This window comes from Azospirillum largimobile, from assembly GCF_977007025.2.
Genome location: NZ_CDRMUA020000001.1, coordinates 310,669 through 336,445 on the forward strand (window position 1 = coordinate 310,669; position 25,777 = coordinate 336,445).

A 25,777-nucleotide genomic window follows, 5' to 3' on the forward strand; every position below is an offset into this window, starting at 1 on the left:
GCTCGCCATGACCATCACCACATTGAAGCCGGAGACCGCCGCGCAGGTGACCGACGCGGTGCGCTGGGCGCTGTCGGCCGGCGAACCGCTGGAGATCCTGGGCAGCGGCAGCCGCCGCGGGCTGGGCCGCCCGGTGCAGGCCGGCCACGCGCTCGACCTGTCGGGCCTGTCGGGCGTCATCGCCTACGAGCCGGAGGAGCTGGTGCTGACCGCGCTGGCCGGCACGCCGATGGACACGATCCGCAGCATGCTGGCCGAGCGCGGGCAGCATCTGGCCTTCGAGCCTCCCGAAGGCGGGACACTCGGCGGCTTGGTCGCCAGCGGGTTGGCCGGGCCGCGGCGCATCTCCGCCGGTTCCGCCCGCGACCACACGCTGGGAATCGCCGGGGTCAGCGGTCGGGCGGAGGCCTACAAGGGCGGCGGCAAGGTGGTGAAGAACGTCACGGGCTATGATGTGCCCAAACTGATGGCAGGCTCCTTCGGCACGCTGACCGCGCTGACCGAGGTCACGGTGAAGGTGCTGCCGGCGCCGGAGGATACCGCGACGCTGCTGCTGTTCGGGCTGGACGACGCGGCTGCGGTGGCGATGCTCGACCGGGCGTTGCGCAGTCCCTACGAGGTGTCGGGCGCCGCCCATCTGCCGGCGGCGACCGCGGCGCGGTCGGGGGTGGCCGACGTGGCGGGAGCGGGCGGTGCGGTGACACTGGTGCGTCTGGAGGGCTTCGGCCCCTCGGTCGCCGCGCGCGTGACCATGCTGCGCGAGGAACTGCGGGCCGACGCGGTGCTGGGCCGCGACCTGTCGCTGGCGCTCTGGCGCGAGGTGCGGGATGGGGGATGGTTGAGTGCGGCTACGGACCCCCACCCTAACCCTCCCCCGCTGGGCGGGGGAGGGGACTACCGCCACCCTTCCGCATCAGCACCTGCCTCCCTCCCCCGCCCAGCGGGGGAGGGTCGGGGTGGGGGCGCGGGTGGCGACACTCACCTCTGGAAACTCTCCGTCCCCCCCTCCGCCGGCCCCACCGCCGTCGAGACCATCAGCCGCAAGCTCGACGTCGAGGTCGTCTACGACTGGGGCGGCGGGCTGGTCTGGCTGGCGGCGCCGCCCGACTCGGGCGCAACCATCCGCGCGGCTCTCGCCGCCGGTGGCCACGCGACGCTGCTGCGGGCGCCGGAGGCGGTGCGCGCGGCGACGGACGTGTTCCAGCCCTTGCCCGAGCCGCTGATGGCGCTCAGCCGCCGGGTCAAGGAAAGCTTCGACCCCAAGGGCATCCTCAACCCCGGCCGCATGTATGCGGGGCTGTAACGGGAAGGCCGATCTCGATGCAAACGAACTTCTCGCTGGCCCAGCTGGCCGATGCCGCGATCCGCGACTCGGAACAGATCCTGCGCAAATGCGTGCATTGCGGCTTCTGCACCGCGACCTGTCCGACCTACACCATCCTGGGTGACGAGCTGGACAGCCCGCGCGGCCGCATCTACCAGATCAAGGACATGCTGGAGAAGGGCGGTCCGCCGCCCGACACCACGGTCAAGCACATCGACCGCTGCCTGTCCTGCCTGTCCTGCATGACGACCTGCCCGTCGGGCGTCCATTACATGCATCTGGTCGATCACGCCCGTGCCCATATCGAGGCGACGCACACCCGTCCACCGGCCGACCGGGCGATGCGCGACCTGATCGCGCGGGTTCTGCCCAACCCGCGGCTGTTCCGGCTGGCCCTGCTGGGAGCGTCTGTGGGGCGGCCCTTCCGCGCCATGCTGCCCAAGCGGCTGTCGGCCATGCTGGCGCTGACCCCGTCCAGCGTCCCGGCGCCGAGCTACAGCGACCGGCCCGGCGTGCATCCGGCCGAGGGGCCGCGGAAGAAGCGCGTGGCCCTGCTGATCGGCTGCGCCCAGCAGGTGCTGGCCCCGCAGATCAACGAGGCGACCATCCGCCTGCTGACCCGCCATGGAGTCGAGGTCGTGGTGTCCAAGGGCGCAGATTGCTGCGGCGCCCTGACGCACCACATGGGCAAGGAGGACCTCGCCCACGCCGCCGCGAAGAAGACCATCGACGCCTGGACCGGGGAGATCGAGGGCGAGGGGCTGGACGCCATCGTCATCAACGCGTCGGGCTGCGGCACCAGCGTGAAGGATTACGGCCACATGTTCCGCGAGGACTCCGCCTATGCCGTCAAGGCGGCGCGGGTGGCGGATCTCGCCAAGGACGTGACCGAGCTGATGGACGAGATCGGGCTAGCCCGACCGGTGGTGGAGACGGGGCAGGCGGTCGCCTACCACTCCGCCTGCTCCATGCAGCACGGCCAGCGCATCAAGGAGCCGCCGCGCGCCCTGCTGCGCGCCGCCGGATTCCTGGTGAAGGAGATCCCCGACGCCCATCTCTGCTGCGGATCGGCCGGCACCTACAACATGCTGCAGCCGGAACTGGCGGGGGAACTGCGCGACCGCAAGGTCGCGGCCATCGAAAGCACGGCTCCCCAGGCGGTGGCGGCCGGCAACCTCGGCTGCATCACCCAGATCGCGTCGGGCACCGGCCTGCCGGTGGTCCACACGGTGGAACTGCTGGACTGGGCGACCGGCGGCCCGATGCCGGAGGCGCTGGCCGGCAAGGCGGCTTTCCGGCAGGGCGGCGCGCGGGCGGCATAAGCGGCGGGGCAGGGACGGCGGCGCGTGCCGGCATGGGCGGAGCCGGGGGTTTCTTACCCCCACAATTCTGTGTTTATCTGCGTTCATCTGTGTCAGAAGATCCGCCCGCTTCACCGCCTTCCGTCCCAGCCCCATTCCGTTCAGGTCATCGCCTTGTCCTTGCCACCGTCCTCCTCGCCACCCACGGAAAACATCGGCATGAGCGCCGGCTATGGAATCACCCATCGCCTGTCGGCCTGGGGCGTTCACATCTTCACGGCCAGCGGCGCCGTGCTGGGGCTGCTCGGCCTGCTGGCGGCGGCGGCGGGCGATGCGAAGCTGTGCCTGATGTGGCTGGGCATCGCGCTGGTCGTCGACGGCGTGGACGGCACGCTGGCCCGCCGCGTCTCGGTCAAGCAGGTGCTGCCGGGCATCGACGGGTCGGCGCTGGACCTCGTCATCGACTACCTGACCTATGTCGTGGTGCCGGCGGTGTTCATGCACCGCTTCGGCCTGCTGCCGGAGGGGCTGGTCAGCATTGCTCTCGCCGCCTGGATCCTGCTGACGGCGCTCTATTGCTTCGCCAATGTCGGGATGAAGAGCGGCGACAATTATTTCGTTGGCTTCCCGGCGATCTGGAACGTCGTCGCCCTCTACCTCTGGCTGCTCGACCTCAATCCCTGGTTCAATGCGGCGGTGGTGGTGGCGCTGGGGCTGCTGACCTTCACCACGGTCAAGTTCCTCCACCCCTTCCGGGTCAAGGCGCTGATGCCGCTGAACATCGCGGTGACCACGGTGTGGCTGCTCTGCTGCATCGCGCTGGTGGTGCTGGAGCCGGCGCGTCCGGGCTGGCTGTTCGGCCTGTGGCTGGCGACATCGATCTATTACGCCGCCGTCTGCGCCTGGCGGAGCCTGCGCGGCCCCTGATCCCCGGAATTCCACGGTTGGGGAACAGCTCTGCGTGACGGGCGTTGCCTGGACGGCAAGTCCAACGGCAACCCGGCGCAGCAGAGAGGATCCCGCCTTGGCCACGGCTCATCCGATCCGGATCGGCACCGCCGGCTGGAGCATTCCCAAGCTGTCCGCCCCGGCATTCCCAGCCGACGGCACGCATCTGGAGCGCACCGCCCGCGTCATGGCGATGACCGAGGTGAACAGCAGCTTCTACCGTCCGCACAAGCCGGAAACCTGGGCGCGCTGGGCCGCCTCCACCCCATTCGGTTTCCGGTTCGCGGTGAAGCTGCCCAAGGCGATCAGCCACGAGGCCCGGCTGGTGGGCGCCGACGCCGCGCTGGAGCGCTTCCTGGCGGAGGCCGGGATGCTGGGCGACCGCTTCGGCCCGCTGCTGGTCCAGCTGCCGCCCAGCCTGCGCTTCGACCGTGCGGTCGCGGAGGATTTCTTTGCGCTGCTGCGTGCCCGCTTCGACGGCGACGTGGTGTGCGAGCCGCGCCATGCCTCCTGGTTCACCGATGAAGCTCAGTCCCTGCTGATCGCCCACCGCGTCGCCCGCGTCGCCGCCGATCCCGCCCCGGTTCCGGGGGCCGGAGAGCCGGGCGGCTGGGACGGGGTGCGCTATTGGCGGCTGCACGGGTCGCCGGTCATCTATCGCTCCGCCTACGGGCCGGAGGTGCTGGACGCGCTGGCCGAGCGGCTCCGGCAAGAGGCGGCGCTGCGGCCGGTCTGGTGCGTCTTCGACAACACCGCCGATTTCCATGCCGTGGACGACGCCTTGGCGACGATGGAGCGGCTGCGGGTCCGGTCATAGGCGCAATTCTCTATCGGACGACCCCCCAGCACGACCGAGACAGTGCATTGTTGCAAGGCTATCCTGCCGCGAAATGTCCCCGATAGGAGGGGCAACGGCGTGCAGGTGGTGTGGTTATGGAGTTCGTCGTCCTACTGCTGATCTTCGGCTTCCTCACCCACCGGCTGGACCGGCGGCTGAAGGCGCAGGAGGCGGAAATCGCCACGTTGCGCGGCCGGTTGGACAAGGCATTGGCAGGCGCCGCCCCTCTGCAGGCATCCCCCTCCGCCGAGGCGGAGGCCGCGGCGATGGAGGAACCACCGCCGGAGCAGCTTCCCGAACCGGTCCTTGCCGCCGAAGCGGCTCCCGTGCCCGAAGAGGCCGTGCAGCCTGCGGCGCCGGAACCCGCCGCAACATCCGCCGCACCGGCGCGGGCGGGCTGGCGCGAGCTGGAGGAATCGCTGGCCTCGCGTTGGCTGATCTGGCTCGGCGGCGGCACCATGGCGCTGGCGGCGGCCTTCTTCATCAAGCTTTCGGTGGAGCATGGCTGGCTCGGGCCCGGCGTGCGGGTGGCGCTGGGGCTGCTCGCCGGTTTCGGGCTGATGGTGGGCGGCGAATGGCTGCGCCGCCGGCCGGCCCAGCGCGCCGTCGCGGCGCTCCGGCCCGATTACGTGCCGCCGGCCCTGACCGCCGCCGGCCTGTTCACCGCCTTCGCCAGCGTCTATGGCGGCTTCGCCCTGTTCGACCTGTTCGCCCCGCTGGTCGCCTTCGCGCTGCTGGCGGCGCTGTCGATCGTCGGCATCGGGCTGTCGCTGCTGCAAGGGCCGTTCATCGCCGCATTGGGGCTGCTGGCCGGCTATGTCACGCCGCTTCTGATACCGTCCGACAACCCGGACGCCTGGGGCCTGTTCGCCTATCTGCTGGCGTTGAACGGGGCCGGCATGGCGGTGGTGCTGTATCGCCGCTGGCGCTGGCTCGGCTGGGGGGCGCTGGCCGGTGCGGCGCTCTGGCCGCTGGTGTGGATGATCGACCCGTGGCGCAGCGGCGACGCGCTGCCGACCGGCCTCTATCTGCTGCTGACCTCCGCCTTGTTCCTGGTTCCGGCCGTGCTGGGCGTGGTTGCGGGTACCGCGGAGGACCGGCTGGCGGAGCCGGCGCCCGCCACAGGCTGGCGCAGGGCGCTGCCCGACTGGATCCGGCGCAAGCAGCGCCATCCCGCCGACCGGCTGGCGATGATGGCGATGCGGGTGTTCGGCCTGCTGGTCGCCGCCGTCACCTGGAGCGACGGGCATGACGCGGTGTCGCTGACCGTGCTGACCCTGTTCGCGCTTCTCGCCATGGCCGCCGGCCGGCGGACCGAGCGGATCGCCGGCGTCGCCTGGATCGCGGCGCTGACCGTGCTGCTGTCGCTGGCGCCCTGGAGCCTGCCCTATGTCCCGTCCAGCCCACCGCCGCTGACTGCGGAGGGACAGCCGCTGATCGTCGCCGATCCGGCCGGCTACCCGGCTGAGGTGGCGCGCTTCCTGTGGGTGGCGGGCGGCTTCGCGGCGCTGTTCGGCATCGGCGGTTTCGCCGCCCTGTGGGGCGCGCGGCGGGCGGCGCTGTGGGCATCCCTGTCGGCCCTGGTGCCGCTCGCCCTGCTGACGCTGGCCTACGCCCAGGTGACGCCGTCGGAGACCGCCATCGGCTGGCCGGCCGCGGCGCTGGTGCTGGCCGCCCTGCTGGTCGCCGGCACCACGCCGCTGGCCCGCCATCGCCACCGGCCGGGCGCCGCGCTGGGCCTTGCCGCCTTCGCCGCCGGGGCGAGCGGCGCCATCGCGCTCGGCGCCACCATGACCCTGCAGGAGGCGTGGCTGACCGTGGCGCTGGCGATGCAGGTGCCGGTGCTGGCATGGCTGGAGCGGCGGATGACCCTGCGCGAGCTGCGCGGGGTCGCCCTGCTGGTGGCGGTCGCCGTTCTGGTCCGGCTGGCGATCAACCCCTATGTGCTGGATTACGAAGGCTATGCCTGGATCGCCTACGGCTATGGCCTGCCGGCGCTGGGCTTCCTGGTGGCGGCGCGCCTGATGCGGACGGCGCCGGATGGCCAGGGAAACATTGGAAGCGGTGACGATCTGGTGGTGATGGTGCTGGAGGCCGGCGCCCTGATCTTCACCACCCTGATGCTGTCGCTTGGCATCCATCGCTGGATGGCCGGCAGCCTGGAGGCGGAGCCGTCCGGCCTGACGGAGGTGGCGCTGCACACCCTGTCCTGGCTGGGGCTTGCCCTGCTGCTGGCCGCCGACCGGCGGTGGAGCGCGCGGCCGGTGGCGGTGTGGGGCCGGCGCCTGCTGGTCCTGCTGGCCGCCGCGACCGCCTTCTTCCTGCATCTGCTGGCGCTGAACCCGCTGTGGAACTTCGAATGGGTCGGCAACTGGCCGGTGGTCAACCGGCTGCTGCTGGCCTATGGCGCGCCGGCCGTCCTGCTTCTGCTCTATCTGTGGTACGACCCGCCGCCGTCGCGCAGCCTGCGGAGCGCCGCACCGGTCCTGCCGATGCTGCTGATCGCCACCAACCTCGCGCTGGAGATCCGCCGCGCCTTTCAGGGGCCGGTGCTGAACGGCTACGAGATGTCGGACGCCGAGTGGTACAGCTATTCGGTTGGCTTCCTGCTGTTCGCGGTGGCGATGCTGGTGGCGGGGATCCGCTTCGGCTGGGGCTGGATGCGCCATGCCGGTCTGGTGCTGGTGCTGGCGGTGGTCGCCAAGGTGTTCCTCAGCGACATGTCGGACCTGGAGGGGATGTACCGCGTCGCCTCCTTCCTCGGCCTCGGCATCTCGCTGGTCGGCATCGGCTGGCTCTACCAGCGGCTTCTGCGCCCGCCCGCCGCCGGCACGCCGCCCGAGCCGAAGCCGGAGCCGCCGCATTCTCCCGCGGATGATCTTCCCGCGGACAATCTGTTGGACCAACGGACTCATTGACAGACCGCGCGGGGAACGCTCCCATACGGTGAAGGATGGGCCGGGACGAAACCCGGCCCCCGCCACCGGAGGAGCAGCGCCAGATGGACCGCGACACGCACGGCAACGCCTATCCCATCCTTCCCGACGGCGAGGAGGGTTTCACCGTCGAGGCGGCGCGGATGAAGTTCGGCCCCGGCATGATGGCCGAGTTGGGCGGCGATGCGGTCTCGCTTGGCATGACGCGGGTGGCGCTGTTCACCGACCCGCGCGTTGCGGCGACGGCACCCTTCGCCATGGCGCTCGACTCGCTGAAACGGGCGGGCATGGACCCGGTGGTCTATGACCGCTGCCGGGTGGAGCCGACCAGCGCGTCCTTCCTCGACGCCGCCGATTTCGCGCGGGACGGCGGATTCGACGGCTATGTCTCCATCGGCGGCGGCTCGGTGATCGACACCGCCAAGGCGGCGAATCTCTACGCGACGTATCCGGCCGACTTCCTCGCCTACGTCAACAAGCCGCTGGGGGAGGGCATCCCGGTCCCCAGCCCGGTCAAGCCGCACATCGCCTGCCCGACCACCTGCGGCACCGGCAGCGAGACCACCGGCGTCGCCATCTTCGACCATGTGGAAAAGCAGGTGAAGACCGGCATCTCCTCGCGCTTCCTGCGGCCGAGCCTTGCCGTCGTCGATCCGCGCACCATCGACAGCCTGCCGCCCGGCGCAATCGCCGCCACCGGTTTCGACGTGCTGACCCACGCCATCGAGAGCCACACCGCGCGTCCCTTCCGCTCCCGCCCGCGCCCTGAGTCGCCGACGGCCCGCCCGCCCTACCAGGGCGCCAATCCCTGGTCGGACATCGGCAGCCTGCAGGCAATCCGGCTTGGCGGACAATGGCTGGAACGGGCGGTCAACGACCCCGACTGTGCGGAAGCGCGCGACGCGCTGATGTTCGCGGCGACGCTGGCCGGTCTGGCCTTCGGCAATGCCGGCGTCCACATCCCGCACGCCATGTCCTATTCGGTGGCCGGGATGAACCACAGCTTCACCGCCACCGGCTACGAGACGGTGGACCCGATGGTGCCGCACGGCATCTCGGTGGTGCTGAACGCCCCCGCCGCCTTCCGCTTCACCGGCCCTGCCGCCCCCGAAGCCCATCTCCGCGCCGCCGAGGCGCTTGGGGCGGACACCCGTGGCGCCTCCCCGGAGGATGGCGGCGAGCTGCTGGCGACCCGGCTGATTTCGATGATGCGGGCGACCGGCCTGCCGAACGGCCTGTCGGCATTGGGCTACGGCGAGGCCGACATTCCGGGTCTGGTCAAGGGAGCCGCCGCCCAGCAACGCCTGCTGACCATCGCCCCGCGCCCGGTGTCGGAGGATGACCTGCGCGGGCTGTACGCAGATGCGATGCGTTACTGGTGAGGGGATGGATAAAGGCCTCTCCCGCCCCGGGAGAGGGAGGGGACCCGCCGCGAAGCGATGGGGAGGGGTGTATCAATACGATTTTGGTACGAGAAGAATGAGTCCAGCTATTATTGCACCTATTCCAGCATAGAAAGCCAAGCTCGCGAATTGGTTTGTCGAGTGCATACCTATAAACCAAAGTTGAGCGCAGTCTCCTGTGCCAGCTTTTAACAAGCAGGTTAGCCCAATATCTTTTGTATTGCGACCAATGAAGCCTCCAAGCTCGTTTATCCACCACAAGTATGTGGCATAAGACACAGTGGCGCCCCCAATCATTAATACAATAGGCATCTGTGCATCCTTAAATATGGACTATAACCAGAAGTTGATATTTCATCGTTTTATGTTGATCAAGGATGCGCTGATGGTCAAGCTTAGGAAGCTGGGTAGAATCAAATCATTTAAGGGCGCTAAAGAAGCTGGCGTCAAAAGGTGCCTATTGGATCACCCGTCACCCTTCCCACCGCTTCGTGGCGGGTCCCTTCCCTCTCCCGGAGCGGGAGAGGACATCAGGTGTTTTTCCCGCTGACCATTGCCCCGGACATCTGCTCGTTATAGGAATAACAGCCTATAACCGAGCGGAGTCCCCATGCCCCCGTCAACCGGCTTCCCACCCTGTCCACCGCTCCCCTCCGCCGCAGCACGAGCGGCGTGGAACAGTTGAACATCCCCCGGAAAACCGTTTCACGGTGTTTCAAACGTTCCATCCACCCTCACACCCGGCCCCCCTCCCCACAGGAAAGAGGGGCGCAGGCGCAACCGTCAGAACTGTTCCTCGCTCAGCGCCATCACCGTGTTGCGGGCGCTGGCGATGGTCGGCAGCAGGGCGGGGGCGGTCGCCAGAACTTGCTCGGCGTAGAAGCGCGCGACGATCAGCTTGGTTTCCAGGAAGGACGCGTTGGCGCCGGGCTGGCGCATTCCCTCCATCGCCTTCATCGCCGAGCGGGCGAGCATCCAGCCGCCGGAAACCGTGCCCCACAGCTTCAGATACGCCACCGCACCGGCCGCGGCCCCTTGCAGGTCGCCTTCCGCCTGGGTCGCGACCATCCAGTCGATGGCCTTGTCCAGCGCGTCCAGCCCGGCCGACAGTTCGGTGCGGATCACCGCCAGATCGTCGCCGGGGGCGGAGCCCAACTCCTCCACCGTCGCCCGCATGTCGGCGACGAAGGCTCTCGCCGCCGCGCCCTTGTCGCGGCCGGTCTTGCGGAAGGTCAGGTCGTTGCCGTGGATGCCGTTGGTGCCCTCGTAGATCGGGGTGATGCGGGCGTCGCGGTAATGCTGGGCCGCACCCGTCTCCTCGATGAAGCCCATGCCGCCATGGATCTGCACGCCGGTGGACGCCACCTCGCAGCCGATGTCGGTCGACCACGCCTTGACGATCGGCGTCAGCACGTCAACCCGCGCGGTAGCGGCAGCGCGCACCGCCGGATCCTCGTGGTGGCGGGAGATGTCCAACTGCGTGCCGGCATAGAGCGCCAGCGCCCGCGCGGCCTCGGTCTTGGCGCGCATGTCCAGCAGCATGCGGCGCACGTCCGGATGCTTGATGATGGCGACGCCGGAGCCCTTGGGATCGGCCAGATCCTTGCTCTGCACGCGGCTCCGGGCGTAGTCGCGGGCCTGCTGGTAGGCGCGCTCGGCGATCGCCACGCCCTGGATGCCGACACCGAGCCGGGCGTTGTTCATCATCGTGAACATGTATTCGATGCCGCGGTTCTCCTCGCCGACGAGGTAGCCGATGGCCCCGCCGTCGTCGCCATAAGCCATGACAGCGGTCGGGCTGGCCATGATGCCCAGCTTGTGCTCCAGGCTGGCGCAGCGCAGGTCGTTGCGCTGGCCGGGCGTGCCGTCCGGGTTGGGCAGGAACTTCGGCACGATGAACAGGCTGATGCCCTTGATGCCGGCCGGGGCATCGGGCAGGCGGGCCAGCACCAGATGGACGATGTTCTCCGTCAGGTCATGCTCGCCATAGGTGATGAAGATCTTCTGGCCGGTGATGCGATAGCTGCCGTCGTCCGCCCGCACCGCCCTGGTCCGCACCGCGGCAAGGTCGCTGCCCGCCTGCGGTTCGGTCAGGTTCATCGTCCCGGTCCATTCGCCGGAGATCATCCGCGACAGGTAGACCGCCTTCTGCTCGTCGCTCGCATGCTCGGTCAGCAGGTCCACCGCGCCCTGGGTCAGCAGCGGGCACAGGCCGAAGGAGAGGTTGGCGGCCTGCCACATCTCGTTCACCGCGAAGGCGACGGTCCAGGGCAGGCCCTGACCGCCATACTCCGGCTCGAAGGGCAGGCTGTTCCAGCCGGCCTCGGTGAACTGGCCGTAGGCCTCCTTCCAGCCAGTGGCGGTGCGGACGACGCCGTTCTCCAGCTTCGCGCCTTCCTTGTCGCCCACCCGGTTCAGCGGGGCGAGCACGCCGGAGGCGAATTTGCCGGCCTCCTCCAGGATGGCGTCGACCAGATCGGGGGCGGCGCTGTCGCAATGGGGCAGGGCGGCGATGGCGTCGAGGCCCACCACCTCGTTCAGGACGAAGCGCAGATCGTCGACCGGAGCGGTGTAGGTCATGGCGGGGCAATTCTCCCAGGGCGGATTTATAGGGGGCGGATTGTTTTGTTTACCTATACGTTAACATACAGCATCGAATGGCACTTGGCGAGAGGGCGGGATGCCGCGTCGATGAAGGCTAGGCCGGCCACGGGGCGGCATCAAGTCCCCACCCGGCTGGCACGGTGTCTGCATAGGAGTGTCCGCCTCCCACCGAGGCCTTCACACGGGGATCGACCCATGACCTACGCTTCCGCACTCGGCAATCCCAGCGACACCGCCGCCCAGCAGGCCCGCGCATCCCGCGGCCCGGCAAATGTGGAGGCCGCCGTTCGCAATGCCAGCGCCAGGACGGGGGTCGATTTTTCCTACCTCATGGAAAAAGCTGCCGTGGAGAGCGGGTACCGCACGGACATTAAGTCCTCCTCCTCCTCGGCGACGGGGCTCTACCAGTTCATCGACAGCACTTGGCTGCAGACGATGAAGGAGCATGGCGCCGACCATGGATATGGCAAATACGCCAATGCCATTCAGACCCGCGGCGACGGCCGTCCCTATGTCGCCGATCCGGAGATGAAGAAGGAGATCCTGGAGCTGCGCAAGGATCCGACCGCCTCGGCCCTGATGGCGGCGGAATACACCCGCGGCAACAAGGAGTATCTGGAGGAGACGGTGGACGGCAAGATCGGCTCGACCGAGCTGTACATGGCGCATTTCCTGGGGGCCGGCGGCGCGTCGAAGTTCCTGAACGCGATGCAGGAGAATCCCGGCCGCACCGCCCGCGACGTCTTCCCCGACGCGGCGGCGGCCAACAAGAACGTCTTCTACGACAAAGCCACCGGCAAGGCGAAGTCGCTGAAGGAAATCTACGACCGCTTCGCCGCCAAATTCTCGGAGAACCCGCTGTCCAACTTCGCCCCGGCCCAGGTCGTCAACGACACCGTGCGCAAGCAGGACATGCCGGACGGCTTCACCACCCAGGTGCCGATGGCCCCCGCCAAGTCGTTGAACGGCACGCCGCTGTCGATCTATCAGGTGCTGGCGCTGAACGCGCTGGAGACGCCGGACGAGGTCGACAGCATCAGCGGCCGCCCGGCCCGCCTGCGTGACAAGGAGAACCGCCGCATGCGCGAGGAGCCGGTGCGGACCGACCAGACCGCGGACAACGGCGTCGCCATGGGCTTCGGGCTGGGGCTGGGACGGATCGTCGGGTCCGAATCGTCGACGCCCGTGGCCTCCGCAACCGCGGGCGCCGCCGGCAAGGATGCCGTGACCAAGGCTGCTTGAGCGGGGCCGCAGCAAGCGGAGCGGGGCAAAATGCCCTACGCTGGCGCTTTGACTTGAGGGACGGATGGGTGCAAGGTCGCGCCGTTTTTTGGCGCTCACCCCTCAGGACCGATCATGAGCAACCAGCAGCCCGCCGTCACCTTCGAGGAAATCCGCGCGCTCGTGCGCAACCTGCCCGGCCCCGACCTGGAGGCCGGCACCGCGGCCCTCCAGCGCGAACGGCAGCTGACCAAGCCGGCGGGCTCGCTCGGCCGGCTGGAGGAGATCGCGCAGTGGATGGCGACCTGGCAGGGCCAGCACCCGGCCGAGGTTCGCCGACCGCGCGTCGCCGTCTTCGCCGGCAACCATGGCGTGGCCGCCCGCGGCGTCTCGGCCTTCCCGGCCGAGGTGACGGTGCAGATGGTCGCCAACTTCCAGAATGGCGGCGCCGCGGTCAACCAACTCTGCGAGGTGGCCGACGCCGACCTCCGCGTCTACGAACTGGACCTTGAGAACCCGACTGCCGACTTCACCCAGGGCCCGGCCATGGGTGAGGAGGAATGCTGCCGCACCATGGCCTACGGCATGATGGCGGTGGAGATGGGCGTCCAGCTGCTGGCGCTGGGCGAGATGGGCATCGCCAACTCGACCTCGGCGGCGGCGATGTGCCTCGCCATGTTCGGCGGCGAGGCGGCCGACTGGACCGGCCGTGGCACCGGCATCGACGACGCCGGCCTTGCCCGCAAGATCGCCGCGGTGGAGGCCGGCGTCGCCGCCAACCCGCAGGCCAAGGACGACCCGTTCGAGGCGCTGCGCTGCCTGGGCGGCTACGAGTTCGCCGCCATCGCCGGCGCCATCCTGGCCGCCCGCGTCGCCCGCGTGCCGGTGCTGCTCGACGGCTTCGCCTGCACCGCCGCCGCCGCCGTGCTCTACAAGGCCGACCGCCGCGCGCTCGACCACTGCATGGTTTCCCACCGCTCGGTCGAGCCGGGCCACACCCGTCTGATGCAGGCCATCGGCAAGGAGGCGCTGCTCGATCTCGGCATGCGCCTGGGCGAGGGCTCCGGTGCGGCGCTGGCGATCAACATCGTGAGGTCCGCCGTCGCCTGCCACGCCGGCATGGCGACCTTCGCCGACGCGGGCGTCAGCACGCAGGGGTGATGGGGGGAGTTAGACCCCCACCTAACCTCCCCCGCTGGGCGGGGGAGGGACTGCCGCTGCTTTTCCGATCAAGCACTTGTCCCCTCCCCCGCCCAGCGGGGGAGGGTTAGGGTGGGGGCAAAACCGATGCCGAACTCCCTCACAGCATCCCGTCCGCCAGATCGCTGATCGCCGCCGACAGGAACAAATCCAGCATCACCAGTGCCGCCGCGGCCAGCCCGGACAGTGACAGGGCAGTGCGCAGCACGAACCACTGGTAGGTCAGCATCGCCATCATCACGCCGAAGACCAGCGCTTCGGACATGCCGGACGGCAGCAGGCCGCTGGCCGACAGGACGATGGCCGGCAGGTAGATCGCCATCTGAACCACGGCCGACCAGTTGTAGGCTGTCAACGCGCCGGGATAGAGCTGCTCCTTGCCCATCAGCGCCGAAATGCGGAACAGGGCGAGCGGGAAGGCGGTCCAGCTGACGACATAGGCGATGCCCTCCACCGTCACCAGTTGCAGCACCGGCGTGCCGTCAATCTGATCCCACAGCCGGATCGCCAGCAGCAGCGCATAGGCGGGCAGCACCACCAGCGCCGCATAGAAGGAGTTCAGCGCCCCCTCGGGCGTGCGGTCGAAGAACTCCATCCCCGTCCGGTCGAAGCGGGCCAGCCGCCAGGCGCCGGTCAGCGCGGACAGGATGGCGGGGGTGGTCAGCGGCATCATGATGTCCCGGTTGGAAGACTCACCCGGCAAGGCGCGTGAACACGCCCTTCAGGATGGCCTCGTAGATGTCCGTCAGCCGGCGGAGATCCTCCACCGGACAATATTCGTCGACCTTGTGCATGGTCTGGCCGACCAGCCCGAACTCCACCACCGGGCAGACATTCTTGATGAAGCGCGCGTCCGACGTGCCGCCGGTGGTCGAGTATTCCGGACGGCGTCCGGTCACGCTCTCCACCGCCTCGGCCACCAGTTCGGTCAGCGGACCGGGCGGGGTGACGAAGCTGTCGCCGGAGCAGTAGAGCTCCAGCTCATAGGCACCGCCGATGGCATCGAAGGTGCGGCGCAGCCACGCCTCGATCCCGGCCGGGGTATGGGCATCGTTGAAGCGGATGTTGAAGGTCGCCTTGCCCTGGGCCGGGATGACGTTGGTCGCCGCGTTGTCGACGTCGATGGTGGTCAGCGCCAGGGTGGAGGGCTGGAAATGCGCCGTCCCCTCGTCCATCGGGTGTTCGGTGATGGCGGCCAGCATGCGGACCAGCCGCGGCAGCGGATTGTCGGCCAGATGCGGGTAGGCGACGTGCCCCTGCGCGCCGAACACGGTCAGGAAGCCGGTCAGGCTGCCGCGCCGGCCGATCTTGATCATGTCGCCCAGCGCCTTGGGGTTGGTCGGCTCCCCCACCACGCAGGCGTTGATGCGCTCGCCGCGCTCGGCCATCCAGTCCAGAACCTTACGGGTGCCGTTGATCGCCACCCCTTCCTCGTCGCCGGTGATCAGCAGGCTGATGGAGCCGGCGGGCGGGCCGTCATGCAGCCGGCGGGACACGGCGGCGACGAAGGCAGCGATGGCGCCCTTCATGTCGACCGCACCACGGCCGAACAGGCGTCCGCCCATCACCTCGCCGGCGAAGGGATCGACCGTCCAGCCCTTGTCCCCCGGCGGGACCACGTCGGTATGGCCGGCGAAGCAGAAATTGGGGCCTTCGGTGCCGAGCCGGGCATAGAGATTCTCCACCGGCTCCGTCCCCTCCTGCTGGAAGCGCAGGCGGTGGCAGGTGAAGCCCATCGGCGCCAGCGCCGCCTCCAGAACGCCCAGCGCGCCGTCGTCGCGCGGCGTGACGCTGGGGCAGCGGATCAGATCCTGGGCGAGGGCGACGGGGTCGATGGTCATGGGGTGTCCGGTTGGTCTTCGTCGGTCAGGGGGCCGCGTCGATCTGGCGGGCGACCCATTGGCTCAGGCTGATGCCTTCGGCGGCGGCGCGCAAGGCGGCCTTCCGGTGCAATTCCGGCGTGGCGCGCACCAGCATCTTGCCGCTGAAGGGCTTGTCCGGCGTGCGGCCCTTTTCGGCGCAGATCGCCAGATATTCGTCGATGCTGCCGCGGAAGCTGTCCCAAAGGTCCTGCGCGCTGCCGCCTTCGAAATGGATGACGTCGGACAGGCCGGCAACCGTGCCGGAGAAGGTCCCATCCTCCGGGTCGAAGTCGATGGGACCGGACACATAGCCCTTGTATTCCATCGTCATGGCGTGATCCCCGCGTTGACCAGCAGCTTTCGCATCGCGTCCACCGCTCCCTTCTTCGCCTCCGGCCGGGGATGGGGACGGTGGAAGACCGCGCCGCGGTCGCGGACCTCGATCCAGACCCGGCTGCCGGCGCGCTCCTCGACGACGCCATCCAATGCGATCACCAGCGCTTCGATGTCCGCCCAGCGGATCGAAGCGGATGTCGGTCGCGCGAAAATGGCGGCCAGCGTCGCGCGATGGGCGTTGTTCATGCGGCGATGGTAAGGCGGGAGGGAGCAAAATGGCAAGGGCGATAGCGGCTTGCGCTATCGCCCCTTCGTCTTCTGCCGCCCGATCAATCCCGCAGCAGGTCGTTGATGGCCGTCTTCGACCGGGTCTTCTCGTCGACGCGCTTGATGATGACGCAGCAGTACAGGCTCGGGCCGGGCGTACCGTCCGGCAGCGGCTTGCCGGGCAGCGAGCCGGGGACGACTACCGAATAGGCCGGGACGCGGCCCATGAAGACCTCGCCGGTGTGCCGGTCGATGATCTTGGTCGAGGCGCCGATGTAGCAGCCCATGGAGATGACCGCGCCTTCCTCGACGATCACGCCCTCGACGATCTCCGAACGCGCACCGATGAAGCAGTTGTCCTCGATGATGACCGGGTCGGCCTGCAGCGGCTCCAGCACGCCGCCGATGCCGACGCCGCCCGACAGGTGGACGTTCTTGCCGATCTGGGCGCAGGAGCCGACGGTGACCCAGGTGTCGACCATGGTGCCGCTGTCGACATAGGCGCCGACATTGACGAAGCTGGGCATCAGGATGACGCCGGGGGCGACATAGGACGACTTGCGGGCGATGGCGCCGGGCAGGGCGCGGAAGCCGGCGTTCTGGAACTGGCCTTCGCTCCAGTTCTCGAACTTCGGCGGCACCTTGTCGTACCAGGAAGAACCGCCGGGGCCGCCGGGGATCATCTCGTTGGCGTTCAGGCGGAAGGACAGCAGCACCGCCTTCTTCAGCCACTGGTTGACCTTCCAGCCGTCAGCGGTCTTCTCCGCGACGCGCAGGTCGCCGGCATCCAGCGCGTCCAGCGCCGCGTTCACGGCGTCGCGGACGGAACCGGTGGTGGCGGTGGTGAGATCGGCCCGGTTTTCCCAGGCGGCGTCGATGGTGGCCTGCAGGCTGGCGTGGCTCATGGCGCGGTCGTTCTGCTGTCGATTGTCCAAGGGACGGCACCATGGAGCCGCATCGCGCCCGCTGTCAACCATACCCGCGGCCGACAATAGCCTGTTTGCGACAGAGCCCTTAGGGGCCCGCCACCGCGGCCAGCCAAGACGGCAGGTCGTCCACGGTGTGGTCGATGTGGACCCCGGCGCCGACTCCGGCCTTCTCGTACTCCTGCTCGCCGCGGACCCAGACCGTGGTCATGCCCAGCGCATGGGCGGGGGCGAGGTTGCGGGCGATGTCCTCCACCATGCAGGCGTCGGCGGGGTTGACGCCGTGGCGCTCCACCAGTGTGGCATAGGGGCGGGGGTCGGGCTTCGGCACATAGCCGGCCGCGGTGATGTCGAACACCGCCTCGAACCTGTCGATGATGCCGAGCCGGCCGGCGACGTTCTCCGCATGGCGGACCGAGCCGTTGGTGTAGATGATCTTGCGGCCGGGAAGGCGGTCGAGCGCGTCCGCGAGCTGGGCGGAGGGCTGGACACCGGTGACGTCGATGTCGTGGACATAATCCATGTAGGCCACCGGATCGACGTCATGCTCGCTCATCAGGCCGCGCAACGTGGTGCCGTAGTCGCGGAAGAACTGCTTCTGCCGCACCCTGGCCTCGTCCATGCCGATGTTGAAATGCGTGGCGATGAACTCGTTGATGCGGAGGTCGACCTGGGCGAACAGGTTGCAGGACGCCGGGTAGAGCGTGTTGTCGAGATCGAAGATCCACACCGCGCGGTCCCGCAACGCGGAGGGGAGCTTGGTGATGGGGGCGGGCGCCGGTGCGGCGGGAGAGGTCGGGGCGGTCATTCCCGAAGAATGGGGCCGACGCCGGCCGGCCGCAAGCCGCTTCACAAGGTCGCAGCCGCCACCTGTCCTATTTGCGGGCCAAGGCAATGCGGAGTCCTCCGCCTCGTTGGTTGATTGAAGATTAACCCCTAAAGGGGTAGCATGAACCGGACTCTGCAACGGTTTGCAGCCTAAGGTTTTTCGCCCCGCCCGCTTCGTGGATTGCCCATCTGGGATCGCCGTGGACCTCCTCCTGACCACCGGTACCTCCGCCGCCCCTTCCGCCGCCACCGGCGGCCAGACCGGCCCCGTGACGCTGGTCGCGCTGTATCCCGGCCCGGCCCTGCGGCTCGATTCTGCCCTGGCCGTCGCCGAAGCCAATGCGGAGGCGGAGGACATGATGGACAGCGATCCGCGCTGGCTGCCCGATCTCCGCGGCTGGCTCTCGGCGTCCAGCGTGGCGCCGGGCCTGCGGTCGGTGCCGGTGGAGTCGCTGCGCGGGATCATGATCGTCGAATGGGCCGGCGTGCCGCTGCCGGACGGCGGCTTCCTCCTGCTGGGACGCGACGACACGCTGGAACGGCAGCTTCGCCACACGCTGACCGAGTCGCGCCGCCGCTACAAGGATCTGGTGGAGGTCTCCTCCGACTTCGCATGGGAGACGGGACCCGACGGCACCTTCGTCTTCGTCAGCCACAAGGGCGCCCTGGGATATCCGGCTGACGCGCTGATCGGCCGCGATCCGCGCAGCCTCGCGCTGGAGGAGACGGAAGACCTGCCGATGCCCTTCGACTGCCGCCGCCCGGTCGACCAGACCGAGCTTTGGCTGAAGGGCGCCGACGGCACGCCGGCCTGCATCGTCGCCTCCGCCCTGCCGCTGTTCGGGCCGCAGGGCGACTGGATCGGCGCCCGCGGCGTCTGCCGCGACGTGACGGAACAGGTGCTGCGCTCCAACGAGTTGGCGCGCATCCGGAACCGCGAAAGGCTGCTGGGCCACATCGTCCACACCCTGCGCGACCGTCTGGACGCCGCGGAGGCGCTGGCCGTGGCCGCGACCGAGACGGCGCGGGCGCTCAGCGCCGACGGCTGCCGGATCTACCGGGCGGAAGAGGGGAGCGGGGAGGGCGGCCGCGTCGCCCTGTCGCTGGTGGCGGAATTCGGGGCCGAACTGCCGGAGGTCGGCACTGCATTGCTCGACCGCATCGCCAACGGCAAGGGGTTGGTGGCCGACCGGCTGGGCGACATCCAGCTGATCGGCGAGCGGACGGAATACCGGCAGGCGGTGAACGGCGCGCTGCTGGTCTGGCGCGCCGGCGATTCCGAACCGTGGGACGACGACGACCGGCAGCTGATGTCCGGCGTGGCCGACCATATCGGCATCGCGCATGCCCATCTCGCCTATCAGGAGCGGCTGCGGCGCCTGTCGGAGCGCGACGGGCTGACCGGCCTGTTCAACCGCCGCACCTTCTTCGAACGGCTGGAGGAGTCGATCTCGCGGCCGGACAGCGGCCCGTCGGCCCTGCTCTATGTCGACCTCGACAACTTCAAGGCGGTCAACGATCTTCACGGCCACCAGCAGGGCGACACGGTGCTGAAGGCCATCGGCACGCTGCTGACCACCGGGGTGCGTCCGGGCGACCTGCCGGGCCGGCTGGGCGGCGACGAGTTCGTCCTGTGGCTGGGCCGCACCGACGAGGCGAAGGCCCGCATCGTCGCCGAACGGCTGCTTAAGGGCATGCGCGAGCTTGCCCACCTGTCGGCCAGCCATGAGAAGCCGCTGGGCCTGTCGATCGGCATCGCCGTCCACGCCCCCGGCCGCGGCGAGACGGTGCGGGAGTTGACCGACCGTGCCGACGCCGCCATGTACGACGCCAAGAAGAGCGGCAAGGGCCATTACGCCCTGGCCCCGGCCTATCAGGCGTCCGCTTCCGTAGAGTCATCTTCCGACGTTTCCGCCGCGGAGCCCGCATCGTGACCCCGCCTGCCACCCAGCGACCCGAAACGCTCGATCCCGCCGATTACGAATCCGCAAAGCGGATGGTGCAGAGCGAGGATCCGGCGGTCCGCCGGAAGGTCGCCGAGCATCCCAAGACCCGCCCGGAGCTGTTGTATTTCCTTGCCGCCGACGCCGCGGCGGAGGTGCGCCGGGCCATCGCGACCAATGCCGGGACCCCGCGTCAGGCCGATTTGCTGCTGGCCAAGGACCGCGAGGTCATGGTGCGTCAGGCGGTGGCGCGGAAGATCGCCCGCCTGTTGCCCGAACTGTCGGCCGATCAGGCGATCCAGATCGAGCGGCTGACCGTGGAATGCCTGGAGACACTGGCCCGCGATCAGGCGACGGAGGTGCGCGGCATCCTGGCCGAAGCGCTGAAGGATCTGCCCAACGCCCCGCACGGCGTGATCAACCGGCTGGCCCGCGACGTGGAGCTGTCGGTCTGCGGCCCGGTCCTGCAGCATTCGCCGATCCTCACCGAAGAGGATCTGACCGACATCATCATGAAGGGGCCGGTGCGGGGCGCGATGACCGCCATCGCCAGCCGGCAGAACGTGACGGCGTCGGTCGCCGACGCCATCGCGCGGTCGGACGACGAGGCGGCGGTGACGGCGCTGCTCGGCAACCCGTCGGCCCAGATCCGCGAGGAGACGCTCGACCGCATCCTCGATCAGGCGCCGCAGCACGAGCCCTGGCATTCGCCGCTGGTCCGCCGTCCGCGCCTTCCGGCGCGCGCGGTGGCGCGTCTGGCCAGCTTCGTCGCCGACAATCTGCTGAAGGTTCTCCAGGACCGCGACGACCTCGACCCTGCCGCGGCGCGCGGTCTGGTGGAGGCGGTGCGCCAGCGGGTGGGGCAGGCGGCTGGCGCCGGGCCCGGCCTGCCGCTCGGCCCGGTCGATTTCGGCGAGGAGGCGGTCGGCGGTGCTGCCGCCGCGGGGCCGGAAAAGCCGGTGGAACGCCCCAGCGACAAGGCGGCACGCCTGAACAAGGAAGGCAAGCTGACCGAGAAGCTGATCGAAGGATCGATGGTGGAGGGCGACCGCGGCTTCGTCATGGCGGCGCTGGCGGAGCTGTCGCAGATCGAGTTGGCGGTGGTTGACCGCATCGTCGCCACCCATGCGCCGCGCGCCGTCACCGCCCTGGTGTGGCGTGCCGGCCTCACCATGCGTTTCGCCCGGCAGGTCCAGTTGCGGCTCGCCCAAATTCCGCCGAAAACGGCGCTTAATGCTCGCGACGGCACGCACTATCCGATGACCGATGAAGAGATGCGCTGGCAGCTCGAATTCTTCGGCGTCGAGGCGAAGGCGTGACGTTCCGTTCCCTTTCCGGTTCTTCCTGGCATGCGTGTCGCTTTCCTCGCCTTTTTCGTCATCCTGATTGCCGCCGCCACCAGCTTCGCCGCCCCGCCGCGCGAAACGCCGGAGGAGCGGGCAGTCGCCGCCACCTTTGATGCCGCCCGAACGGCGCTGACCGAACAGCGGGGATCGGCGGTGATTCCGCTGCTCACCCGCAATTCGGTCAAGACGCTGGAGTCGGTGCGCGACGCCGCCCGCCAGCCCGGCGAGGCGCCGCTGCAGCGGCTGGAGCCGGCGGAGCGTTTTGCCGCCATGGGGCTGCGCCGCTATCTCGGCCCGTCGGAACTGCGCCGCATGTCGGTCGGCGACATCGCCAACCATGCGCTGAAGGCCGGTTGGCTCGGACCCAACGTCATCTCCCGCAGTTCGCTGGGGCCGGTGCGGGTGAAGGGCGACCGCGCCTCGGGCTTGCTGATGGTCGACAACCGGCCGGCGCTGGTCCCCGCCGACTTCGTACGTGAAGGCGGGGCGTGGCGCATCGACCTCGCCAGCGTCTTTACCTTCGGCAGCCAGATGCTGAAGGGCTTCGCCGCCATGTCCGGCAAGGACGAGACCGCCTACATCGACGATCTGCTGAACAGGCTGCCGGCCAAGCCCGGGGCCACGACGCTCCGCTGAGGCGGAAAAGGAACTACCCCGTCCCGCCGCGTCCATCCGCGCGATTGCGGGATTCCCAGTCGTTGCGTAGACTCGCGCCCGCTTCCACCATGTGTTGGCGCTGACGATGACCGCACCGGCGATGACCGCCCCGGAAGACTCCAGTCCTTCAGCCGCCTCCGGGCGCACCGTGCCCTGCGGCGCCCGTTTCTATGCCGCCGTGCTGGAACTGGCGGCCATGCGCGGCGTCGGGGTGCCAGCCCTTGCCTCCGCCGCCCTGCTGCTGGCTCCGGAGGGCGGCGTCGATCCCGGCCCGCACGATGCCGGCGGGCAGGCGGTGCTGGAGGTGGGGAGCGCCATCCCGTGCGATGCCGCGTCCGACGCCGCGATCCGCAAGGCGCTGGCTGCGGCGCTGGCGCTGGCCGATCCCGGCGCCCGCATCCTTCCGGGCGAGGATGTCCGCCGGCTGGAAGCTGCGGTCGAGACGCTGGGATATCGCAACAAGACGCTCGCCCATGCGCTGCAGCGCCTGTCCTTCCAGCCGCTGGACGGCCGCATCACCGAGGTGCGCGACGCGGCCCAACTGTTCGGCTTCGTCAATGAATGGTGTTTCGACGAGGATCAGGTGCGGCGGCGTTTCCGCGAACTGGCGCCGGTCTACCACCCGGATACCGGGATCGTCGCCTGCCGCGAGCGGATGGGCCAGTTGATCGACGCCCGCAACCTGCTGGTCCACCATGTCCGCAGCGTCTACGGTTCCGGCGACTGGATGGCGAAGCGCGGCGGGCCTTCGGCGTGACCTGACCTCAGCCCGCCAGCCCGATCGCCTCCTCGACGATTGCCTGGTCCAGCGTGGCGCCGTCCAAGACCGCGCCGGTCAGATCGGCGCCGGTCAGGTCGGCTTCGCTCAGATCGGCCCCGGTCAGGTCGGCACCCGCCAGATTGGCCCCGGCCAGGTTGGCCTTGCGCAGGTCGGCGTTGCAGAGCAGCGCCATGCCCAGCCGGGCGCGCTGCAGGTTGGCGCGCCAGATGTGGCCGCTCATGGTCTGGATATGGACGGGGCCGAGCTGGACGCCGGTCAGGTTGGCGCCGGTCAGGGTGGCCCGCTCGAAATTCACGCCGCGCAGATCGGCGTTCGACAGGTCGGCCTTGCGCATGTCGGCCAGCGACAGATCGGCTATCGCCATCGCCGCACCGGTCAGCGTGGCGCCGCGCAGCGCGATGCATTGCAGGATGGCCGCGGACAGGTTGATGCCGTCCAGCTTCCGCCCCGACAGGTCGAGCGCCGACAGGTCGGCGCGCTTGCCGGCCTTGCCGCCGCTGTCGATCCAGGACAGATGCTCCACCAGTATGTCGCGCAGGTCGTCGTCCGGATTTTCCAGCGTCTTCGCCAGAACCGCCGCCTGGATGTTGGGGGAGCGCAGCTGGGCCGCGTCCAGGATGGCACCGATCAGGGTGGCGCCGCTGAAATTGGTGCGATTGATGGCGCAGCCCGTCATCACCGCTCCCGACAGCCGGGCACCCGACAGGTTCGCCTCCGTCAGGTCGGCGTCGGTCAGGTCGCAACCGGTCAGGTTGGAGCCGGTCAGGTTGGCGCGCATGAACTTCGTGCCGCGCAGGATGGCGTCGGTCAGGTCGGTCTGCATGACGAAGGCGTTGGCGATCTTCGCCCGCGAGAGGTCGGCGCCGCGGATGGTCGCCGCCGTCAGCTCCGACGTCAGGACGCTGTCCTCATACTGGTGGGAGAACATCTCGCCGCTGGAATCGTAGTGCAGCAGGGTACCGTCCCGCAGGTCGACCTCGACCAATGTGGCTTCGCTCAGAACCGCGCCGCGCAGGCAGGCGCCGCGCAGGTCGGCCCGGCGCAGGTCGGCCTTCTCCAGGTTGGCCAGCCGCAGGTCGGCGGCATAGAGGTTGGCGTTGGCAAGGTTGGCGCCGGTCAGCCGCGCGCTGAACAGCTTGGCGCCCGACAGGTCGGCGTCCGACAGGTCGATGCCCGAAAGGTCGAGATGCGACAGGTCGCGCATCTTCAGATTGGCGCGCACGCCGCCCGGCTGGCTCTTGCGGAAAGCCTGGTGCCGCAACAGGATCGCGTTGAGCTGGCTCTGGGTCAGCTTGGTTCGCGGGCCGTTGGAACCAAAGCCCTGGGCGGACGACATCGCCGGAATACCTTCTCTATTTGGTTGCTCATAATCCGAAAGAGTCGCCAAAAATTCGTTAAGGTGCGAAGATTTGTGACAAGTGTCGGACGGATAACCACCCGGCGGCAAGGGCGACCTTCGGCCGAAGGCACAGAGGTCCTTCTGGTGGTTGACTCTCCAACCCGGCTTCTCTATGGTCCGCCGACCTGTCTTCCGCCAAGTCGATAGACCGGGTACCCCGGCCCAATGCCGGGTATCTCCGCCAGTCCGCGAATTTCGCGCACTGGCGCTTTCGTGCTTGTGCGGCTGGCGGCTCTGACGCTGGACCCGGAACTGGGGAACGAGTATCGCATGTTCGAAGGCCTGACCGGACGCCTGGGCGACATCTTCGACAAGCTGCGCCGCCGTGGCGCGCTGACCGAGGAGGACGTCTCCGCAGCACTGCGCGAAGTTCGCGTGGCGTTGCTGGAGGCTGACGTCGCGCTGCCCGTCGTCAAGCAGTTCGTCACCCAGGTGAAGGAACGCGCCGTCGGGCAGGAGGTGCTGAAGTCGGTCACCCCCGGCCAGCAGGTCATCAAGATCGTCCACGACAATCTCGTGGAGATGCTGGGTGAAGGTGCCGACATCAACCTGAACGCCGCCGCCCCGGTGCCGATCCTGATGGTCGGCCTGCAGGGTTCGGGCAAGACAACCAGCACCGCCAAGATCGCGCTCCGCCTGAAGACGAAGGAGCGCAAGAAGGTCCTGATGGCCTCGCTGGACGTCCGCCGTCCGGCCGCCCAGGAGCAGTTGAAGGTTCTCGGCGAGCAGACCGGCGTCGCCACGCTGCCGATCGTTCCGGGCCAGGACCCGGTCGCCATCGCCAAGCGCGCCATCGAGACCGGCCGTCTCGAAGGCTACGACGTCGTCATGCTCGACACCGCCGGCCGCCTCGCCATCGACGAGGAGCTGATGGCGGAGGTCGCGGCCGTCCGCGACGCGACCAAGCCGGCGGAAACGCTGCTGGTCGCCGACGCGATGACCGGCCAGGACGCCGTCACCGTCGCCACCAATTTCAACGACAAGGTCGGAATCACCGGCATCGTGCTGACCCGCATCGACGGCGACGCGCGCGGCGGTGCGGCCCTGTCGATGCGCCAGATCACCGGCAAGCCGATCAAGCTGCTGGGCGTCGGCGAAAAGATCGACGCGCTGGAGCCCTTCCACCCCGACCGCATCGCCGGCCGAATCCTCGGCATGGGCGACGTGGTGTCGCTGGTGGAGAAGGCCGTCGAGACCATCGACAAGGACGAGGCCGAAAAGCTCGCCCGCAAGATGGAGAAGGGCCAGGGCTTCGACCTCGACGACATGGCGATGCAGCTGAAGCAGCTCCGCAAGATGGGCGGCATGTCCGGCCTGATGGGGATGCTGCCGGGCATCGGCAAGATCAAGGACCAGCTGAAGGACGCCAACGTCGACGACGGGATGATCAAGCGCCAGGAGGCGATCATCTCCTCGATGACCAAGGCGGAACGCAAGAACCCCGACATCATCAAGGCTTCGCGTCGCAAGCGCATCGCCGCCGGTTCCGGCACCTCGGTGCAGGAGGTCAACAAGCTGCTGAAGCAGTTCGAGACCATGCGCGGAATGATGAAGCAGGTGCAGAAGCTTGGGAAGAAGGGGATGCTGCGCGGCGGCCTGGGCAATTTGCTGCCGAAGGGACTCGGCGGCTTTGGCGGGAAGGGGCCTTTCGGCTGAC

General features: G+C 68.9%; 21 protein-coding genes. 13 read left to right on the top strand and 8 right to left on the bottom strand.

What is annotated here, in order from left to right; all coding sequences use genetic code 11:
• Positions 1 to 7 precede the first annotated feature (7 nt).
• From ACWPKK_RS01450 to ACWPKK_RS01475, 6 genes are all read left to right on the top strand, one after another.
• Positions 8 to 1,303 carry an FAD-binding protein gene (locus tag ACWPKK_RS01450; RefSeq protein WP_452000593.1) on the top strand — a complete coding sequence of 432 codons (1,296 nt, stop codon included), beginning with the start codon at positions 8 to 10 and terminating at the stop codon, positions 1,301 to 1,303.
• Positions 1,304 to 1,320: 17 nt separating this feature from the next.
• On the top strand, positions 1,321 to 2,646 hold the full coding sequence (gene glcF, locus ACWPKK_RS01455; protein ID WP_452000595.1) for a glycolate oxidase subunit GlcF: 1,326 nt from the start codon (positions 1,321 to 1,323) through the stop codon (positions 2,644 to 2,646).
• A gap of 198 nt (positions 2,647 to 2,844) precedes the next feature.
• Positions 2,845 to 3,552, top strand: coding sequence for a phosphatidylcholine synthase (gene pcsA / locus ACWPKK_RS01460; protein WP_324867076.1), 708 nt, complete (start codon positions 2,845 to 2,847; stop codon positions 3,550 to 3,552).
• A gap of 97 nt (positions 3,553 to 3,649) precedes the next feature.
• On the top strand, positions 3,650 to 4,390 hold the full coding sequence (locus tag ACWPKK_RS01465) for a DUF72 domain-containing protein (protein ID WP_452000596.1): 741 nt from the start codon (positions 3,650 to 3,652) through the stop codon (positions 4,388 to 4,390).
• 116 nt (positions 4,391 to 4,506) lie between these two features.
• On the top strand, positions 4,507 to 7,329 hold the full coding sequence (locus ACWPKK_RS01470; RefSeq protein ID WP_452000597.1) for a DUF2339 domain-containing protein: 2,823 nt from the start codon (positions 4,507 to 4,509) through the stop codon (positions 7,327 to 7,329).
• 83 nt (positions 7,330 to 7,412) lie between these two features.
• Positions 7,413 to 8,729: a hydroxyacid-oxoacid transhydrogenase gene (locus tag ACWPKK_RS01475; protein ID WP_452000598.1), complete on the top strand. Its 1,317-nt coding sequence runs from the start codon at positions 7,413 to 7,415 to the stop codon at positions 8,727 to 8,729.
• Positions 8,730 to 9,533: 804 nt separating this feature from the next.
• On the opposite strand, the gene ACWPKK_RS01480 is transcribed toward ACWPKK_RS01475, so the two are convergent.
• Positions 9,534 to 11,330: an acyl-CoA dehydrogenase gene (locus ACWPKK_RS01480; protein ID WP_452000600.1), complete on the bottom strand. Its 1,797-nt coding sequence runs from the start codon at positions 11,328 to 11,330 to the stop codon at positions 9,534 to 9,536.
• A 219-nt stretch (positions 11,331 to 11,549) separates the two neighbouring features.
• Here ACWPKK_RS01480 and ACWPKK_RS01485 point away from each other — a divergent pair, with 219 nt between their 5' ends.
• Both ACWPKK_RS01485 and cobT read left to right on the top strand, forming a co-directional pair.
• Positions 11,550 to 12,596: a hypothetical protein gene (locus tag ACWPKK_RS01485; RefSeq protein ID WP_452000602.1), complete on the top strand. Its 1,047-nt coding sequence runs from the start codon at positions 11,550 to 11,552 to the stop codon at positions 12,594 to 12,596.
• Between the two features lie 114 nt (positions 12,597 to 12,710).
• A complete protein-coding gene (cobT, locus tag ACWPKK_RS01490; RefSeq protein ID WP_452000604.1) occupies positions 12,711 to 13,736 on the top strand; it encodes a nicotinate-nucleotide--dimethylbenzimidazole phosphoribosyltransferase in 1,026 nt (341 codons plus the stop codon).
• A gap of 139 nt (positions 13,737 to 13,875) precedes the next feature.
• Here the strand turns inward: cobT and ACWPKK_RS01495 are convergent, their stop codons facing one another.
• From ACWPKK_RS01495 to ACWPKK_RS01520, 6 genes are all read right to left on the bottom strand, one after another.
• Positions 13,876 to 14,448, bottom strand: coding sequence for a hypothetical protein (locus ACWPKK_RS01495; RefSeq protein WP_324867090.1), 573 nt, complete (start codon positions 14,446 to 14,448; stop codon positions 13,876 to 13,878).
• 19 nt (positions 14,449 to 14,467) lie between these two features.
• A complete protein-coding gene (gene dapE / locus ACWPKK_RS01500) occupies positions 14,468 to 15,616 on the bottom strand; it encodes a succinyl-diaminopimelate desuccinylase (RefSeq protein ID WP_452000606.1) in 1,149 nt (382 codons plus the stop codon).
• Positions 15,617 to 15,641: 25 nt separating this feature from the next.
• Positions 15,642 to 15,968 carry a type II toxin-antitoxin system HicB family antitoxin gene (locus tag ACWPKK_RS01505; protein ID WP_244560729.1) on the bottom strand — a complete coding sequence of 109 codons (327 nt, stop codon included), beginning with the start codon at positions 15,966 to 15,968 and terminating at the stop codon, positions 15,642 to 15,644.
• Positions 15,965 to 16,219, bottom strand: coding sequence for a type II toxin-antitoxin system HicA family toxin (locus tag ACWPKK_RS01510; protein ID WP_452000609.1), 255 nt, complete (start codon positions 16,217 to 16,219; stop codon positions 15,965 to 15,967). Before ACWPKK_RS01510 ends, ACWPKK_RS01505 begins: the two co-directional genes overlap by 4 nt.
• Before the next feature lie 83 nt (positions 16,220 to 16,302).
• Complete coding sequence (dapD, locus tag ACWPKK_RS01515) at positions 16,303 to 17,145, bottom strand: 2,3,4,5-tetrahydropyridine-2,6-dicarboxylate N-succinyltransferase (RefSeq protein ID WP_324867094.1); 843 nt, start codon at positions 17,143 to 17,145, stop codon at positions 16,303 to 16,305.
• Positions 17,146 to 17,254: 109 nt separating this feature from the next.
• Positions 17,255 to 17,974: a pyrimidine 5'-nucleotidase gene (locus ACWPKK_RS01520; RefSeq protein WP_452000611.1), complete on the bottom strand. Its 720-nt coding sequence runs from the start codon at positions 17,972 to 17,974 to the stop codon at positions 17,255 to 17,257.
• Between the two features lie 220 nt (positions 17,975 to 18,194).
• Here ACWPKK_RS01520 and ACWPKK_RS01525 point away from each other — a divergent pair, with 220 nt between their 5' ends.
• From ACWPKK_RS01525 to ACWPKK_RS01540, 4 genes are all read left to right on the top strand, one after another.
• A complete protein-coding gene (locus tag ACWPKK_RS01525) occupies positions 18,195 to 19,928 on the top strand; it encodes a sensor domain-containing diguanylate cyclase (protein WP_452000613.1) in 1,734 nt (577 codons plus the stop codon).
• Complete coding sequence (locus tag ACWPKK_RS01530) at positions 19,925 to 21,256, top strand: DUF2336 domain-containing protein (RefSeq protein WP_452000615.1); 1,332 nt, start codon at positions 19,925 to 19,927, stop codon at positions 21,254 to 21,256. Before ACWPKK_RS01525 ends, ACWPKK_RS01530 begins: the two co-directional genes overlap by 4 nt.
• A 30-nt stretch (positions 21,257 to 21,286) precedes the next feature.
• Positions 21,287 to 21,919, top strand: coding sequence for a hypothetical protein (locus ACWPKK_RS01535; protein ID WP_452000617.1), 633 nt, complete (start codon positions 21,287 to 21,289; stop codon positions 21,917 to 21,919).
• Between the two features lie 106 nt (positions 21,920 to 22,025).
• Positions 22,026 to 22,697 (top strand): hypothetical protein, encoded by a 672-nt coding sequence (locus ACWPKK_RS01540; RefSeq protein ID WP_452000619.1) that lies wholly within the window; start codon positions 22,026 to 22,028, stop codon positions 22,695 to 22,697.
• 7 nt (positions 22,698 to 22,704) lie between these two features.
• Here the strand turns inward: ACWPKK_RS01540 and ACWPKK_RS01545 are convergent, their stop codons facing one another.
• Positions 22,705 to 24,057, bottom strand: coding sequence for a pentapeptide repeat-containing protein (locus ACWPKK_RS01545; RefSeq protein WP_324867105.1), 1,353 nt, complete (start codon positions 24,055 to 24,057; stop codon positions 22,705 to 22,707).
• Positions 24,058 to 24,390: 333 nt separating this feature from the next.
• Between ACWPKK_RS01545 and ffh the strand changes: the two genes are divergently transcribed.
• Positions 24,391 to 25,776, top strand: a complete 1,386-nt coding sequence (gene ffh, locus ACWPKK_RS01550) for a signal recognition particle protein (RefSeq protein WP_452004689.1) — start codon at positions 24,391 to 24,393, stop codon at positions 25,774 to 25,776.
• Position 25,777 lies beyond the last annotated feature (1 nt).

Coding starts and splice junctions, on each gene's coding strand:
- ACWPKK_RS01450 (WP_452000593.1), top strand. CDS start 8: ATGACCATCACCACATTGAAGCCGGAGACCGCCGCGCAGGTGACCGAC.
- glcF (WP_452000595.1), top strand. CDS start 1,321: ATGCAAACGAACTTCTCGCTGGCCCAGCTGGCCGATGCCGCGATCCGC.
- pcsA (WP_324867076.1), top strand. CDS start 2,845: ATGAGCGCCGGCTATGGAATCACCCATCGCCTGTCGGCCTGGGGCGTT.
- ACWPKK_RS01470 (WP_452000597.1), top strand. CDS start 4,507: ATGGAGTTCGTCGTCCTACTGCTGATCTTCGGCTTCCTCACCCACCGG.
- ACWPKK_RS01475 (WP_452000598.1), top strand. CDS start 7,413: ATGGACCGCGACACGCACGGCAACGCCTATCCCATCCTTCCCGACGGC.
- ACWPKK_RS01480 (WP_452000600.1), bottom strand. CDS start 11,330: ATGACCTACACCGCTCCGGTCGACGATCTGCGCTTCGTCCTGAACGAG.
- ACWPKK_RS01485 (WP_452000602.1), top strand. CDS start 11,550: ATGACCTACGCTTCCGCACTCGGCAATCCCAGCGACACCGCCGCCCAG.
- cobT (WP_452000604.1), top strand. CDS start 12,711: ATGAGCAACCAGCAGCCCGCCGTCACCTTCGAGGAAATCCGCGCGCTC.
- ACWPKK_RS01495 (WP_324867090.1), bottom strand. CDS start 14,448: ATGATGCCGCTGACCACCCCCGCCATCCTGTCCGCGCTGACCGGCGCC.
- dapE (WP_452000606.1), bottom strand. CDS start 15,616: ATGACCATCGACCCCGTCGCCCTCGCCCAGGATCTGATCCGCTGCCCC.
- ACWPKK_RS01505 (WP_244560729.1), bottom strand. CDS start 15,968: ATGACGATGGAATACAAGGGCTATGTGTCCGGTCCCATCGACTTCGAC.
- ACWPKK_RS01510 (WP_452000609.1), bottom strand. CDS start 16,219: ATGAACAACGCCCATCGCGCGACGCTGGCCGCCATTTTCGCGCGACCG.
- dapD (WP_324867094.1), bottom strand. CDS start 17,145: ATGAGCCACGCCAGCCTGCAGGCCACCATCGACGCCGCCTGGGAAAAC.
- ACWPKK_RS01520 (WP_452000611.1), bottom strand. CDS start 17,974: ATGACCGCCCCGACCTCTCCCGCCGCACCGGCGCCCGCCCCCATCACC.
- ACWPKK_RS01535 (WP_452000617.1), top strand. CDS start 21,287: ATGCGTGTCGCTTTCCTCGCCTTTTTCGTCATCCTGATTGCCGCCGCC.
- ACWPKK_RS01540 (WP_452000619.1), top strand. CDS start 22,026: ATGACCGCACCGGCGATGACCGCCCCGGAAGACTCCAGTCCTTCAGCC.
- ACWPKK_RS01545 (WP_324867105.1), bottom strand. CDS start 24,057: ATGTCGTCCGCCCAGGGCTTTGGTTCCAACGGCCCGCGAACCAAGCTG.
- ffh (WP_452004689.1), top strand. CDS start 24,391: ATGTTCGAAGGCCTGACCGGACGCCTGGGCGACATCTTCGACAAGCTG.